Below are 484 nucleotides of genomic sequence, written 5' to 3'. Positions count from 1 at the left end.
AGCCACTGCCGGAGAGCACGCAGAATGTTTTCCGGACCGCTGATACGTTCCGGCCTCACCGCGCTTGATTTTGGCACTGTCACACCAGCTGGCCTTCTTTTGCCGGGGGCCGGAACCTGACCTGGCTCAACCAACAAAATTCTCAGCCCCTTGTAGAAAGGATGCACCCGGTCTTTGAGTGGAACCGACTCACTGCGGATCCGTCCTGCACTATCAGGCCTGATGTAATACAGAACATCGCGCGCCTGGCTGTGGGTAATAAAGTGTTAGCGCCAGTGATATAAGACGGTAAATCACCATTAGCATTGTCCGCTCCACCCAACATGTTGTTTCCTTAAGGTTCTCACACCAGAAAGAACATCAACATGCAGAGCAGAGAGGACTTTTACATGATAAAGCAAATGCGCCAGCAGGGTGCGTACATTGTCGATATTGCGACTCAGGTGGGTTGCTCTGAACGGACTGTCAGACGCTATCTCAAATA

The 484-nt window shown here is 51.7% G+C and carries 1 protein-coding gene; it reads left to right on the top strand.

The annotated features are described in order from the left end of the window. Positions 1 to 365: 365 nt before the first annotated feature. Positions 366 to 484 (top strand): helix-turn-helix domain-containing protein (locus ACU8YC_RS26575; protein WP_446896204.1); only part of this gene is annotated, 119 nt, incomplete at its 3' end.

It is taken from the genome of Citrobacter sp. VF227, from assembly GCF_052950715.1.
This window is presented reverse-complemented; position numbering and strand designations above follow the sequence as displayed.